Genomic DNA, 14,680 nt, shown 5'->3' with positions numbered 1-14,680 from the left:
AGACAACAATGAACAACAACACACATAGCAGCGATGTCATTGTGATCGGCGGTGGCCTGGTGGGCAGTTCCGTGGCTTACGGGCTGCTGCGCCAGGGTCTGTCGGTCACGGTCCTCGATGGTGCGGACGACACGATTCGCCCTTCGCGCGGCAATTTCGGCCTGGTCTGGGTGCAGGGCAAGGGCCACGGCATGGCGGACTACGCCCGCTGGAGTTTCGGCTCGGCCCGCCAGTGGCCTGCGCTGCGCGATGCGCTGCAGGCGCAGACCGGCATCGACGTCGAGCTGATGCAGCCCGGCGGCCTGCACATCTGCCTGAGCGAGGAAGAAATGGCCCAGCGCGTGGCCAAGCTCCAGTGGCTGGAGTCCGAGGTGGGCGACCCCGGCTACCGCACGACGGTGCTGAGCCGCGACGAGGCCGCGCAGCACCTGCCGGGCCTGGGCCCGGAGGTCGTGGGCGCCACCTACTCGGCGATGGACGGCCACTGCAACCCCTTGAAGCTGCTGCGCGCGCTCTACAGTGCCAACATCGCCAACGGCGCACGCATCCACAACCGCATGCAGGTCAGTGCGATCCGGCAGGAAGGGGGCATCTTCCATGTCAGCGCGGGCGCGCATGTGTGGCAGGCGCCGCGCATCGTGATTGCCGCCGGCCATGCCACGCAACAGCTGTCGGCGATGGTGGGCATGTTCGTGCCGGTGCGGCCCAACAAAGGCCAGGTCTTCATCACCGAGCGGGTGCAGCCCTTTTTGCCGCACCCCACCAACTATGTGCGCCAGACCGATGAGGGTACGGTGCAGATCGGCGACTCAATGGAAGAGCTGGGCTTTGACGACATGGTGCGCGTGCCGGTGAACGCCAGGATTGCGGCGCGCGCGGTCAAGTGCTTCCCGGCGCTGGCCAACGCCCGCGTGGTGCGTACCTGGGCCGCGCTGCGGGTGATGTCGCCCGATGGCTTCCCGATGTACCAGGAGTCCGAGAGCCACCCGGGCGCGTTTGCCGTGACCTGCCACAGCGGCGTCACCCTGGCGGCCCAACACGTCTTTTGCATCGCCCCCTGGGTGGCCACGGGCCTGCGGCCGGCCGCCATCGAGGCATTCCCGGCAACCCGATTTACGCCGGAAACGGAAGTGAAACCCTATGGCATCTAAAGCCCTTTTCAAATACCTCCCTGGCCACCAGGCCGGGGCCGCTGGCACGGTGTCGGTGCTGGTCAACGGCACCGTGGTGCGCATGTCGCCGGCCGCCAGCCTGGCCGCTGGCCTGTTGGCGGCCGGCATCACCGCGGTGCGCGTCTCGCCGGTGGGCCAGGGCGCCCGCGCGCCGTACTGCATGATGGGCGTGTGCTTTGAGTGCATGGTAGGCGTCAATGGCCGGCCCACCCAGCAGGCGTGCCTGATCACCCCCGCAGACGGCATGGAAGTGACCACCATGCAGGCGGCGCCCAGCCTGCTGGACGCGCAGGAGGCCAAGCATGTCTAACCCCGCTATCCCTTTGAACGACGCGCCCGGCCAGGTACGCGACCTGGTCGTGATCGGCGCCGGCCCTGCCGGCATGGCCGCCGCGCTGGCGGCCCAGCGGCGCGGCCTGGATGTGCTGCTGCTCGACGAGCAACCCCAGGTGGGCGGCCAGATCTACCGCAGCATCACCGAGACCGATGGCCAGCGCGAGCGCATCCTGGGCGCGGACTATGTCTACGGCAAATCGCTGGCCGGGCAGGTCCGCGCCAGTGGCCTGGCGCACTGGGCGGGCGCATCGGTCTGGCAGATCGACCCCGACAAGACCGTGCATGTGCTGCGCAATGACCGCACCATCCGCATCGAGACCCGGTCGCTGGTGATCGCCACCGGTGCGATGGAGCGGCCCTTCCCGGTGCCGGGCTGGACCCTGCCCGGCGTGATGACCGCCGGCGCCGGCCAGATCCTGCTGAAGAACGCCGCCGTCGTGCCCCAGGTGCCGGTGGTGCTGGCCGGCTGCGGCCCCTTGCTCTATCTGCTGGCGGCGCAGTACCTGCGCGCCGGTGTGGACATCCGCGCGGTGCTCGACACCTCGGCGGGCACCGACTGGCGTTTGGCGATCCGCCATGCCTCGTCGCTGCTGGCCGGCTGGGGCTATGTGCGCAAGGGCCTGGGCCTGCTGCGCGAGATCAAGTCGGCCGGCATTCCCTTCTTCAAGGATGTGGGTGGCTTGCGCATCGACGGGGATGACGCGGTGCGGCAGGTGGGCTTTACCAGCGCCGGCCGCGCCCAGCAGATCGACTGCGAGCTGGTGCTGCTGCACCAGGGCGTGGTGCCCAACACCCAGGTGTCCTGGTCCTTGCGGGCCGAGCACCGCTGGGACGATGAACAGCTGTGCTGGGTGCCCGTGCTCGATGGCTGGGGCCAGACCAGCCTGCCCGGCATCTATATCGCCGGTGACGGCGCCGGCATTGGCGGCGCGCTGGTGGCCGAGCTGCAGGGTGCGTTGGCCGGCATAGCCGTGGCCAACAGCCTGGGCTTTGGTGCGAGCGAAGACGGTGCCCAGCAGCGCGCCCAGATTGCGCAGCACCTGCGCATCCGCCCCTTCCTGAACCAGCAGTACCGGCCCAAGGACGAGTTCCGCATCCCGGCCGACGAGGTCGTGGTCTGCCGCTGCGAAGAGGTGACCGCCGGCGCGATCCGCGAGCAGGTGCAGCTGGGCTGTGTGGGCCCGAACCAGACCAAGTCCTTCAGCCGCTGCGGCATGGGCCCCTGCCAGGGCCGCCAATGCGGTTTGACGGTGACCGAAATCATCGCCAGGGAAGCGAAGCTCTCGCCGCAGGACGTGGGCTACTACCGCATCCGTCCGCCCCTCAAGTCGCTGTCGCTGGCCCAGCTGGCCGCAGGCGTGTGACATGGGCGGCATAGCCAGCCCGGCATCGGGCAGCAGCGATGTGCTGGTGATCGGGGGCGGCCTGCAAGGCCTCTCCAGCGCCTTCCAGCTGGCCAAGGCAGGTTTGCGCGTGCGCCTGCTGGAGGCCGAGTACTGCGGCCGCCATGCCTCCGGCGTCAATGCCGGTGGCGTGCGCACCCTGGGCCGCCATGTGGCCGAGATTCCGCTGGCTTTGGCCGCGCGTGAGCAGCTCTGGCATGGTCTGGCCGACATCATCGGCAGCGACGGTGGTTTTGTGCCCTCGGGCCAGCTGCAGGTGGCCGAGAACGAGGCCGATGCCATCAAGGCCAAGGCACGCGTGGCCATGCTCAACGGCCTGGGCTTTTTCCACGAGCAATGGGTGGACCAGCAGCAGGTGCGCGAGCTGGTGCCCAGCATCTCGCCCCATGTGGTGGGCGGCATCTGGGCCGACCGCGATGGCTATGCGCTGCCTTACAAGGTGGCCACGGCCTACCGCCTGGCGGCAGAAAAACGGGGCGTGCAGATCGCCGAGCAGGCGCCGGTGCTGCGGGTGGACCACCAAAGCGGCATGTGGCAGGCCAGCACCGCGCAGGGCGCGTTCCATGCGCCCTGGCTGGTCAACACGGCGGGCGCCTGGGCGGCCGATTTTGCCGCGCAGGTGGGCGACCCGGTACCGATGGTGGCGGGCGGCCTGATGCTGATGGTGACCCAGCGTGTGGCCCCTTTCGTCAAACCCGTGCTGGGCGCGATGGGCCGGCCGCTGTCGTTCAAGCAGTTCGACAATGGCACGGTGGTGATTGGTGGCGGCCTGCGCTGCGAGGCCGATGCCAGCCAGCGCCATGCGATGGTCGACCTCAACCGCATGCCCAAGAGCGCGCAGACGGTGATCGACCTGTTCCCGCATCTGCGCGATGTGAGCATTGCACGGGCCTGGACCGGTATCGAGGGCTTCATGCCCGACGAGATTCCGGTCATCAGCCCGAGTGCCGGGGCTGATAACCTCGTGCACGCCTTTGGCTTCTCTGCCCATGGCTTTGAGCTCAGTCCGATTACCGGCTGCATTGTGGCCGAGCTGGTGACCCAGGGCACCAGCACCTTGCCGATTTCGGCGTTTCGTGTGGACCGCTTTGCTACTGCCTAGCTGCAGCGGTCGTATTTTTATCTCAGGGAGTAAATGATGAGCAACGACATCCAACGTATCGACAGCAATGAACGCCTCAGCCGCATCGTTGTGCACGGCGGCGTGGTCTATGTGGCGGGCGTGACTGCGGGCGATATCTCGGGCGACATTGGCGCCCAGACCCGCGACGTGCTGGCCAAGATCGACGGCTACCTGCAGCAAGCCGGCACCAGCAAGTCGCGCCTGCTGACCGTGCAGATCTGGCTCAAGGACATCGACAAGGACTTCGCCGGCATGAACCAGGTCTGGGGCGAATGGGCCGACAAGGCCAACATGCCCACCCGCGCGACCTGCGAAGCCAAGCTGGCCCGCCCGGAACTGCTGGTCGAGATCATCGTGAGCGCAGCCGTCTAAGAGTCGCTAACACAGCCCTTGATACGTCGTTGCCTGGCCGGCCGCGCCAAGCCTTGTCGTACTACTGTACTGCCTGCGGCTTGGCGCCTCGTCGGGGGCGCCTAGTCTCAACCGCAAACCTTCGGTTTGCTGGGCTGTGTGAGCGCCTCCTGGCTGCCACACAGCAAAATGCCAGCCCTCGGGCTGGCATTTTTTTGCTTAAAAACAAAGCAGATCAGGGGATCAGCAAACCGCGCTGCACGGCCGGACGCTGCAGCCAGTGGCTGAGCACGCGGCTGACTTCGGGGTACTGGCCCCAGCCGATCAGGGCCTCGGCGTTGTAGCGCACGATCATGTTGCGGATCCAGGGGAAGATGGCCATATCGGCAATCGTGTAGGTATCGCCGGCCACCCATTCCTTGCCCGCCAGGTGCTTGTTCAGCACGGTCAGCAGGCGCTTGGATTCGTCCACATAGCGGGTCAGCGGGCGCTTGTCCTCAAAATCCTTGCCGGCAAAGATGTTGAAGAAACCGACCTGGCCAAACATCGGGCCGATGCCGCCCATCTGGAACATCAGCCACTGCAGCGTCTCGTAGCGCAGCACCGGGTCCTGCGGCAGGAACATGCCGGTCTTCTCGGCCAGGTAAATCATGATGGCACCGGACTCGAACAGTGCAATCGCCTGGCCGCCCGGGCCGTTGGGGTCGATGATGGCCGGAATCTTGTTGTTCGGGAAGGTGCCGACAAACTCGGGCGAGGTCTGGTCGCTGCTCTCGAAGCTGATCTTGTGCACTTCATAGGGCATGCCCAGCTCTTCGAGCAGGATGGAGACTTTGACGCCATTGGGCGTGGGCAGCGAATACAGCTGCAGCAGGTCGGGCCGGGTGGCCGGCCATTTGCGGGTGATACTGAAATCGGCAAGGGTGCTCATGGGGGAATCTCCAGACGATAGGCAGGCGGTTGGCAGGTGTGCGCCCTGCCAGCAGCATAAAGCAGATTGTGCGCGGACCTGTCGGCCTACTTCGCGTCCTGGGGCTTCACAAATTCGATGCGCAGGCCTTCGGCGGTGACCTGGAAGGTGGCAGGCAGATCGGCCGCCTTGTCCAGCCGGTCGAGGTCTTCCTGGCGCAAGGTGTGCACGACCACATCCTCCATCGCATGCTCGGCTGCGCGGGGCGCATAGGCATGCAGCATCGCTTCCATGGCCTCGGGCAGGCCGTTCATCTGCAGCGACTGGACCTGCACCTGGGTGGCGCGCAGGCTGTGGTCGGCGGGCGAGTAGCGCAGTGCAAAGTCCAGCACCATCGTGCCATCGAGCCGGTGGGGCAGCACCTTGCCCGACATCTCGGCGCGCATCGTCGCCTGGATGCGGTTGGTCTCGGGCAGCAGCTGCAGGCTGGGCGCCTGCACATCAAGCTGCAACAGGCCGAGCAACGGATAGGAGCGGGGGAAGGACTTGGCCACAATCGTCTGCAGCTCGGCGGCAGACAGCGTGTAGCTCGGAGGGGCAAGCAGGGAGCAGGCGGCCAGCAGGCTGGCGGCGAGCAGGCTGGAGGCCAGAAAAAGGCGGCGGCGCATAGGGAGTGGAAAGCGTATTGGCAGAGGTCGGGTGGAGCGCATCGTACCTATCGGAGGCCGGGCGCTGGGCTGGATTTTCCCACCCACAGGGATCGCATTGTTGCGCAGCTTGCATAACATTGTGTGTTGCACGAACAATAAGCTTTGATTAATTCCCATCTCCTTGTTTTATTGGGGTAAATGCCCACTTTTCGCAGTCTGCGTGCGCGTGAGTCGATGTAATTTTCGTGTGAGAATTCGCAGGCTTTCCGGCTGCGGACGATGGCGCACGCGGGTGCGCCATCGTCCTGCCTTCCGGCTCGAAAGCGCTGCCTGCGGGCAGTGCTAGCCAAGATCCCAAGGACAGACATGAATTTCGCATTGAACAAGCGCGCCCTGGCGCTGGTGGGTGCCTCGCTCATTGGCGCAGCCCACGCCCAACACCTGACCATCGCCCTGGCCTCCGAGCCGACAGCGGCCGATCCCCACTACCACAAGATGACGACGAACGACTCGTTCTCGGCGCATGTCTATGACTCGCTGGTGGGCCGTACCGCGAGCATGGAGCTGGTGCCGTCGCTGGCCACCTCGTGGAAGAACCTGGACGACCTGACCTGGGAGTTCAAGCTGCGCAAGGATGTGAAGTTCTCCAACGGCGCGCCTTTCACGTCGCAGGACGTGCTGTTCACCATCTGCCGCACGTTGAACAACGAGACCAATGTCTCGCAGTCGTACATGGATACGACCAAGCTGATCACCGATGTGCAGACCCCCGATGACCTGACGGTGATCGTCAAGACCGCCGAGCCGGTGCCGCTGATCCCGGCCGAATTTGCACGCAACCTGCCCATCATCTCCAGCAGCATCGTCAAGCACGACAAGCTCAGGTTCGCGCCCAAGGAAGGCTGCGGCTACAAGGGCCCCTGGCCCACGGTGGCCGACTTCAACAGCGGCAAGATGGCCATCGGCACCGGCCCGTTCAAGCTCAAGTCCTATGTGAAGGGCAATGCCATCACCCTGGAGCGCAATGACGGCTACTGGGGCGCCAAGCCTGCCTGGCAGACCGTCAAGATGGTGGCCGTGCCCAATGCGGGCCCGCGCCTGACGGGTCTGATGTCCGGTGACTACGACCTGATCGAGAACCCGGCCGCCCGCGACCTGGCCCGCATCAAGGACGACAAGAAGCTGGCCTTTGTTGCCACGCCGTCGACCCGCCTGGTGTTCTTCCAGCCCGATATCGGCCGCGACAAGTCGCCGTTCGTGACCGCCCCCGATGGCAAGAACCCGCTGCAGGACCTGCGCGTGCGCAAGGCCATCAACATGGCGATCGACCGCAAGGCCATCGTGCAGCGCCTGATGGACGGCATGGCCACCCCCGCCTACCAGTACATGCCCGATGGCATGTTTGGCAGCGTGAAGGCCCCCGAGATCAAGTTCGACCCCGAAGGCGCCAAGAAGCTGCTGGCCGAAGCCGGCTATCCCAATGGCTTCGAGATGACCCTGTCGTCGACGAACGACCGCTACATGAACGATGCGCAGATTGCGCAAGCGGTCGCGCAGTACCTGACCCGCATCGGCATCAAGACCAAGGTCGATGCGATGACCGCGTCGATCTACTTCCCCAAGCGCGCCAAGCGTGAGTTCAGCTTCCCCATCGGCGGCTGGCCTTCGGAGAACGGCGAGGCCTCGGGCCTGTTCCAGCTGTGGGTGGCCAGCACCGATTCGCCCAAGGGCCTGGGCACCAGCAACTACGGCGCGTTCAGCAATGCCGAGTTCGACAAGGTCTACATTCCGGCTGCCAAGACGGTGGATCCGGTCAAGCGCAAGGCCATGCTCGAGCAGGCCACGCAGATCGCGCTGGACAACGTACCGCTGATCCCGCTGCACTTTGAAAGCAGCATCTGGGCCTTCAAGAAAGAGCTGAGCTACGAAGGCCGCCGCGACCAGTACACGCTGGCAACGTCGGTCAAGCCGGCGAAGTAAGAGGGCGCTGAAGCAGCCGGGGGCGCAGTCCCCGGCCTGTGGAGCGGATGGGTTGCTGTGGCATGGCATTTGCATGGCCTGACCGCAGAGGCTTTTCACCAAGGAGGAACGACCTGTGTCTATCAAGAAGATCTCGCGCCGCACACCCTTGTCGCTGGCCAGCCTGGCTGCGTTGGCCCTGCCTGCGGGCATGGCCGCCGCCCAGTCGCTGACCATCGGTCTCGCCTCCGAGCCCACCGCCGCTGACCCGCATTACCACAAGGTCACCACCAACGACGCGTTCTCGGCCCATGTCTTCGAGTCGCTGATCAACCGCAATGCGCAGATGGAGCTGGTCCCGGGCCTGGCCCAGTCCTGGCGCGCCATCGATGACAACACCTGGGAGCTGAAACTGCGCCAGGGTGTGAAGTTCTCCAATGGCGAGCCCTTCACCTCCAAGGATGTGCTGTTCACCCTGTGCCGCGTGCTGAACAACGAGACCAATGTTTCGCGCTCCTACATGGAGCCGGCCCAGAGCTTCAGCGATGTGCAGACGCCCGATGACTACACCGTCATCATCAAGAGCGAGCGGCCCATCCCGACAATGCCCAATGAGCTGGCGCGTTCGCTGCCCATCATCTGGAGCGGCATCGCCAAGTTCGACAAGCTGCGCTTTGCGCCCAAGGAAGGCTGCGGCGTCACCTCGCCCTGGCCCACGGTGGCTGATTTCAACACCGGCAAGCTGTCCATCGGCACGGGTCCGTACAAGCTCAAGTCCTATGTCAAGGGCACTGGCATCGAGTTGGAGCGCAATGAAGGCTACTGGGGCAGCAAACCGCACTGGAAGACGGTCAAGATGGTGCCCGTGCCCAATGCCGGCCCGCGCCTGACAGGCCTGATGTCCGGCGACTACGACATCATCGAAAGCCCCGCTGCGCGCGACCTGCCGCGCATCAAGGACAACAGCAAGCTCGACTTTGTCGCCACGCCATCGACCCGGCTGGTCTTCTTCCAGCCGGACGCCGGCCGCGCGCAAAGCCCGTTTGCCAAGGCTGCCGATGGCAAGAACCCGCTGCAGGACCTGCGTGTGCGCCAGGCTATCAACATGGCCATTGACCGCAAGGCGATCGTGCAGCGGCTGATGGATGGCATGGCCACCGTCGCCAACCAGTACATGCCCACCGGCATGTTCGGCAGCCTCGACCAGCCGACCGAGATCAAGTTCGATCCCGAAGGCGCCAAGAAGCTGCTGGCCGAGGCCGGCTACCCGCAAGGCTTCGAGCTGACTCTGACCACCACCAATGACCGCTACATCAACGACGGCCAGATCGCGCAGGCGGTGGCCCAGTACCTGACGCGGATCGGCATCAAGACCACGGTGGATGCGCAGGCGGCAGCCATCTATTTCCCCAAGCGCGCCAAGCGTGAGTTCAGTTTCGCGATCGGCGGCTGGCCCTCGGAGAACGGTGAGGCCTCGGGCCTGTTCCAGTACTGGGTGGCCACCACCGACAAGGACAAGGGCCTGGGCACCAGCAACTACGGCGGCTTTAGCCTGCCCGCGTTTGACCAGGTGTTTGTGCCGGCGATGTCGCAGATGGACGCGAACGCACGCAAGGCCGCCTACCAGCAGGCCACGCAGATTGCGCTGGCCAACGTACCGCTGATTCCGCTGCACTTCGAGAGCAGCATCTGGGCATTCAAGAAAGGGTTGAGCTACGAAGGCCGACGCGACCAGTACACGCTGGCCATGTCGGTCAAACCGAAATAGCAAGTTGATGCCACACCGGGCGCAACGCAAGGCCCGGTCCCTGGCATGGCCCGCATCCAGCTCCAGTGGTGGGGCCATGCGGGCTTTGTGATTTTGTACGCCCCCCGATGAAAAGACTCCACAGAGGGCGACAACCATGCAGGTGACAGCGCATGGCATTCTAATTTTGAGGACGTAATGTGATCGTCTATATCCTGCGCCGCATGGTGCAAAGTTTTCTGGTGCTGCTGGCGGTCTCGCTGGTGGTGTTCATGGCGGTCTACGCGGTGGGCGACCCCATCGAGCTGCTGGTGAGCGCCGAGGCCAGCGATGCAGACCGCCAGGCGATGATCCAGCGCCTGGGCCTGGACCTGCCGGTCTGGCTGCAGTACTGGAGTTTTCTGACCCGCGCCTTCCAGGGTGACCTGGGCACCTCGTTTGTGCATGGCATTCCTGCGATCGAGCTGATCGTGCAGCGCTTTCCGGCCACTTTCGAGCTGGTCGTGGTGGCCATTGGCCTGACCTGCCTGATCGGCATTCCGCTGGGCCTGGTGGCCGGCCTCTTCAACGACAAGCCACTGGGCCGCAGCCTGATGGGCGGCTCGGTGCTGGGCTTTTCGTTGCCCAACTTCTGGCAGGGCATGATGCTGATATTGATGTTCGCCGTCTGGTTGCAATGGCTGCCGTCGTCGGGCCGGGGTGACACGGTGAATGTGCTGGGTGTGCCGCTGTCGCTGTTCACCGCCGATGGCTGGAGCCATGTGATGCTGCCGGCCATCAACCTGGCGCTGGGCAATATCGCGCTGGTGCTGCGGCTCACCGCCACCGGCGTGATGGAGGCCAAGACCCAGGAGTATGTGAAGTTCGCGCGCGCCAAGGGCATCAGCGAGCGCCGCATCCTGACCCGCCACATCCTGCGCAACATCCTGATCCCCGTGGTCACCGTGATCGGCATGGAGTTCGGCACCCTGATCGCCTACTCGACTATCACCGAGACCGTCTTCGCCTGGCCCGGAATGGGCAAGCTTTTGATTGACAGCATCTACAAGCTCGACCGCCCGGTGGTGGTGGCCTATGTGATGCTGGTCACCTTCATCTTCGTGATGATCAACCTCCTGGTGGACCTGGCCTATGCCGTGCTGGATCCGCGCGTACAGCTGCAGGAGGCCCCATGATGCAGCCCGACAAATCCCTGATGACCATCGATCCCAGCAAGCGGGCCCAGCCCCTGCAAGACACGCCCCAGCGGCGTGCCATCCTGAAGAAACTGCGCAGCAAGCCCTCCGTCAAGGGTGCGGTGATTGCCCTCGTGCTGCTGCTGGCCGTGGTGCTGCTGGCGCCGTTTCTGTCGCCGCAAAACCCCTATGACCTGGGCGCGCTCGACCTGATGGACGGCCGCCTCAAGCCGATGTCCGAAGCCGCTTCGGGCATGACCTACTGGCTGGGCACCGATGACCAGGGCCGCGACATGCTCTCGGCCATTCTGCATGGCCTGCGCATCAGCCTGATGGTGGGCCTGAGCGCCGTGGTGCTCGCCACCATCATCGGCAGCCTGGTGGGCCTGGTCGCCGCCTATTTTGGCGGCTGGGTCGATACGGTGCTGATGCGCATCGTCGACTTCATCCTCGGCTTTCCCACCATCCTGGTGGCGCTGGTGCTGCTGGCCATTCTGGGCCGGGGCGTGGATAAGGTGGTGATCGCCATCGTGATGGTGCAGTGGGCGCATTACGCGCGCATCATGCGCGGCCGTGCCCTGCAGGAGCGCAAGAAGGAATACATCGAGGCAGCCAAGAACCTGGGCTTCCCCGGCTGGCGCATCATGACGCGCCACCTGCTGCCCAACTGCATGGGCCCGGTGATGGTGTTTGCCACCATCCAGATTGCCAATGCCATCGTGCTCGAAGCCACCCTGTCCTTCCTGGGCGTGGGGGTGCCGATCACCGAGCCCTCGCTGGGTCTGCTGATTGCCAACGGCTTTCAGTACCTGATGTCGGGTGACTACTGGATCAGCATGTTCCCCGGCCTGGCGCTGCTGGCCCTGATCCTGTCGATCAACCTGATCGGCGACCGCCTGCGTGAAGCTCTGGACCCGAGGAAGTAATGACTATCCCTTTGCTTGAAGTACAAGATCTGCAGACGGTGTTCCACACCGAAGAGGGCGCATGGCCCGCCGTCAGCGACATCGATATCCGCCTGGAGGCGGGTGAAATCCTGGGCCTGGTCGGTGAATCCGGCTCGGGCAAGTCGGTCACCGGCTTCTCCATCTTCGGCATGATCGATGCGCCCGGCGAAGTCACCCAGGGCAAGGTGCTGTTCAAGGGCCAGGACCTGCGCGTGCTGTCGGCCGAGTCCATGCGCCAGCTGCGCGGCGACCGCATCGCGATGATCTTTCAGGATCCGCTGATGACGCTCAACCCGGTGCTGCGCATCGAAGAGCAGATGCTCGAGGCCATCGACGCGCACCAGAAGCTGCCCAAGGCGCAGGCGCTGCAGCGCTGCGTGGAGGCGCTGGCGATGGTCGGCATCCCCGCGCCGGAGAAGCGCCTGCGCAGTTACCCCCATGAGTTCTCGGGCGGCATGCGCCAGCGCGTGGCGATTGCGATTGCGATGCTCAACCGCCCCGACCTGATCATCTGCGACGAGCCCACGACGGCGCTGGATGTCACCATCCAGGGCCAGATCCTCTACCGCATGCAGCAGATCTGCCAGGCCCAGGGCACGGCACTGATCTGGATCACCCACGACCTGGGCGTGATCGCCGAGCTGGCCGACCGGGTGGCCGTGATGTATGGCGGCCGCATTGTCGAGACCGGCACCGTTGCCGAGGTGCTGGATGCACCGCGCCACCCCTACACCCAGGGCCTGCTCAATTCGCTGCCCGCCCAGGCCACGCCAGGCGAGCGCCTGACGCAGATCAATGGCATGGCGCCCAGCCTGTCGGGCCGCGTGCCCGGCTGCGCCTTTGCGCCGCGCTGCAGCCGTGCCATCCCGCGCTGCGTCGATGAGCAGCCCCCCGTCACTACCATTCCCGGCCGCGCATTCCGCTGCTTTGTACCGCTGGAGGCACCTGCCGCATGACCGCGATGACTACCCCTGTGATTGAACTGCGCGATGTGCACAAGCGCTTTGTCAGCGCGCCCGATCTGCTGCAGAAAATCGTCGGCGCCGTCGCCCGGCAGCCCGCGCAGACGCGCACCGTGCATGCCGTCAACGGCGTCAACCTGCAGATCGCCAAGGGCGAGGTGCTGGGCCTGGTGGGCGAATCCGGCTGCGGCAAGTCCACCTTGGGCCGCGTTGTGGCCGGCCTGCACCCTGCGACCGAAGGCCAGCTGCTCTACCAGGGCCAGGACGTGAGCCAGCTGGGCGGCCAGGACAAGCTGGCCTACACCCTGGGTGTGCAAATGGTGTTCCAGGACCCGCAGGCCTCGCTCAACCCGCGCCAGAAGCTGCACCAGATCCTGGGCGAGGCACTGCATGTGCACAAGCTGGCCCCTGCGGCCGAGGTGCCCGCCAAGGTCGATGCCGCGCTGGCCGAAGTGGGCTTGGCCAGCGAGTACCGCGCCCGCCTGCCGCACCAGATATCGGGCGGCCAGCGCCAGCGCATCGGCATTGCCCGCGCGCTGATGGTGACGCCGGAGTTCCTGGTCTGCGACGAGCCGGTGGCCGCACTCGATGTGTCCATCCAGGCGCAGGTGATCAACCTGTTCATGGACCTGCGCGCCCAGCGCGGCCTGACCTACCTGTTCATCAGCCATGACCTGGGCGTGGTGCGCCACATCTCCGACAAGGTGGCCATCATGTACCTGGGCAAGATCGTCGAGATGGCGCCCACCGCCGAGATCTTTGGCCAGGCCCAGCATCCCTACACCCAGGCGCTGCTGGCCGAGGTGCCCGATGTGGGCCGGCGCAAGCGCGTGTTCACCCCTATCAAGGGCGAGATCCCCTCGCCGCTGAACCCGCCCTCGGGCTGCACCTTCCACCCGCGCTGCCCGCATGCGATGGAGCGCTGCAAGCAGGAGGTGCCACGCCTGCGCGAGACGGCAGCCGGCCATGTGACCGCCTGCCATTTGTTGGACTGACCGCCTGGACGGCTACAAGGAACACCACCGCATGGACTGGCAACGTTTTACCCGGCAGCACGGCCGTTTTGCAATCGACTGGCAAGCCGGCGACGGCGCGCTCTATCTGCCGATCACCCTGAACTGCTACCGCCCCGAAGGCGTGGCCGCCGATGCGCCGGTGGTGCTGGTGCAGCACGGCGTGCTGCGCAATGGCGACGACTACCGCGACTTCTGGATGCCCGCTGCGGACCGCTATGGCCTGCAGATCATCGCGCCGACCTTTGGCAACGCGCACTGGCCGGGGGTGGAGAGCTACAACAACGGCAGCGTCTGGAGCGAAGAGGGCGACCTGCAGCCGCGTGACTACTGGGCCTACCAGGCGGTAGTGAACCTGGCCCGGCAGCTGCGCGATGCCGGGGTGGTGCAGCAGCAGCCGCTCTACCTGTTTGGCCATTCGGCCGGCGGCCAGTTTGTGCACCGCCTGGTCAGCACCCTGGGCGCCGACGGTTTTGCCGGCGTGGCGGCGGGCAACCCGGGCTGGTACACCTTGCCCGATGCCCAGCAGGACTTTCCGCAAGGCCTGGCCGGCATTGGTCTGGCCGATGGGGCGCTGGCCCGGCTGCTGCGCACCCCGCTGGTCATTTTGGCGGGCGACCGCGACACCGACACCCAGGACCCCAACCTGCCGGCCGAGCCCGCCGCGCTGCGCCAGGGCCCGCACCGCTTTGCCCGCGCCCGCCACTACTACGCTGCCGGCCTGCAGGCAGCGGCCCGGCTGGGCATGCCGCTGGCCTGGCAGCTGCATGAGGTCGCAGGCATCGGCCACGATGGCGAGGCCATGAGCCATGTCTGCGCCCATCTCTGGTTTGAAGGGCGCATGCCCGATGCGGACTGGCTGGCCCCCTGGGCCGGCCGCGTGACCGCCTGACTCCCACCGATCACTTTTCGACAAGACCCAAGGAACAAGG

At 65.5% G+C, this 14,680-nt stretch carries 14 protein-coding genes; 12 read left to right on the top strand and 2 right to left on the bottom strand.

All coding sequences use genetic code 11. The features are described from left to right. Positions 1 to 8 precede the first annotated feature (8 nt). Genes MJ205_RS19080 through MJ205_RS19060 form a run of 5 tightly spaced genes read left to right on the top strand, consistent with a single transcriptional unit; the run spans position 9 to position 4,406 of the window. Complete coding sequence (locus MJ205_RS19080; RefSeq protein WP_239809896.1) at positions 9 to 1,151, top strand: NAD(P)/FAD-dependent oxidoreductase; 1,143 nt, start codon at positions 9 to 11, stop codon at positions 1,149 to 1,151. After that, positions 1,141 to 1,482 (top strand): 2Fe-2S iron-sulfur cluster-binding protein, encoded by a 342-nt coding sequence (locus MJ205_RS19075; RefSeq protein WP_239809895.1) that lies wholly within the window; start codon positions 1,141 to 1,143, stop codon positions 1,480 to 1,482. Before MJ205_RS19080 ends, MJ205_RS19075 begins: the two co-directional genes overlap by 11 nt. Beyond that, positions 1,475 to 2,872: an FAD/NAD(P)-dependent oxidoreductase gene (locus tag MJ205_RS19070; RefSeq protein ID WP_239809894.1), complete on the top strand. Its 1,398-nt coding sequence runs from the start codon at positions 1,475 to 1,477 to the stop codon at positions 2,870 to 2,872. Before MJ205_RS19075 ends, MJ205_RS19070 begins: the two co-directional genes overlap by 8 nt. Position 2,873: 1 nt before the next feature. After that, on the top strand, positions 2,874 to 4,013 hold the full coding sequence (locus MJ205_RS19065; protein ID WP_239809893.1) for an NAD(P)/FAD-dependent oxidoreductase: 1,140 nt from the start codon (positions 2,874 to 2,876) through the stop codon (positions 4,011 to 4,013). Between the two features lie 36 nt (positions 4,014 to 4,049). Continuing rightward, a complete protein-coding gene (locus tag MJ205_RS19060) occupies positions 4,050 to 4,406 on the top strand; it encodes a RidA family protein (protein WP_230780068.1) in 357 nt (118 codons plus the stop codon). A 214-nt stretch (positions 4,407 to 4,620) separates the two neighbouring features. On the opposite strand, the gene MJ205_RS19055 is transcribed toward MJ205_RS19060, so the two are convergent. Together MJ205_RS19055 and MJ205_RS19050 are read right to left on the bottom strand one after the other, a co-directional pair. After that, positions 4,621 to 5,316, bottom strand: coding sequence for a glutathione S-transferase N-terminal domain-containing protein (locus MJ205_RS19055; protein ID WP_239809892.1), 696 nt, complete (start codon positions 5,314 to 5,316; stop codon positions 4,621 to 4,623). Between the two features lie 86 nt (positions 5,317 to 5,402). Beyond that, a complete protein-coding gene (locus MJ205_RS19050; RefSeq protein ID WP_239809891.1) occupies positions 5,403 to 5,963 on the bottom strand; it encodes a DUF1439 domain-containing protein in 561 nt (186 codons plus the stop codon). A 348-nt stretch (positions 5,964 to 6,311) separates the two neighbouring features. On the opposite strand from MJ205_RS19050, the gene MJ205_RS19045 reads away from it, so the two are divergent. The 7 genes from MJ205_RS19045 to MJ205_RS19015 all read left to right on the top strand — a co-directional run bounded on the left by MJ205_RS19045 (position 6,312) and on the right by MJ205_RS19015 (position 14,640). Beyond that, entirely contained in the window at positions 6,312 to 7,925 is a 1,614-nt protein-coding gene (locus MJ205_RS19045) for an ABC transporter substrate-binding protein (protein ID WP_239809890.1), read from the top strand. A gap of 130 nt (positions 7,926 to 8,055) precedes the next feature. Beyond that, complete coding sequence (locus MJ205_RS19040; protein ID WP_239812798.1) at positions 8,056 to 9,672, top strand: ABC transporter substrate-binding protein; 1,617 nt, start codon at positions 8,056 to 8,058, stop codon at positions 9,670 to 9,672. Between the two features lie 179 nt (positions 9,673 to 9,851). Beyond that, a complete protein-coding gene (locus tag MJ205_RS19035; protein WP_239809889.1) occupies positions 9,852 to 10,826 on the top strand; it encodes an ABC transporter permease in 975 nt (324 codons plus the stop codon). Next, positions 10,826 to 11,752, top strand: coding sequence for an ABC transporter permease (locus tag MJ205_RS19030; RefSeq protein WP_239812797.1), 927 nt, complete (start codon positions 10,826 to 10,828; stop codon positions 11,750 to 11,752). The genes MJ205_RS19035 and MJ205_RS19030 overlap by 1 nt, the downstream gene beginning before the upstream one ends. Then, positions 11,752 to 12,729: an ABC transporter ATP-binding protein gene (locus MJ205_RS19025; protein ID WP_239809888.1), complete on the top strand. Its 978-nt coding sequence runs from the start codon at positions 11,752 to 11,754 to the stop codon at positions 12,727 to 12,729. Before MJ205_RS19030 ends, MJ205_RS19025 begins: the two co-directional genes overlap by 1 nt. Next, entirely contained in the window at positions 12,726 to 13,730 is a 1,005-nt protein-coding gene (locus tag MJ205_RS19020) for an ABC transporter ATP-binding protein (protein ID WP_239809887.1), read from the top strand. Before MJ205_RS19025 ends, MJ205_RS19020 begins: the two co-directional genes overlap by 4 nt. A gap of 31 nt (positions 13,731 to 13,761) precedes the next feature. Further along, positions 13,762 to 14,640 (top strand): alpha/beta hydrolase, encoded by an 879-nt coding sequence (locus tag MJ205_RS19015; RefSeq protein WP_239809886.1) that lies wholly within the window; start codon positions 13,762 to 13,764, stop codon positions 14,638 to 14,640. Positions 14,641 to 14,680 lie beyond the last annotated feature (40 nt).

This window comes from Comamonas sp. B21-038 (assembly GCF_022387135.1).
Lineage (GTDB): Bacteria > Pseudomonadota > Gammaproteobacteria > Burkholderiales > Burkholderiaceae_C > Comamonas > Comamonas sediminis.
The sequence above is the reverse complement of the archived record's forward strand: the minus strand, read 5'-3'. Positions and strand labels throughout refer to the sequence as shown.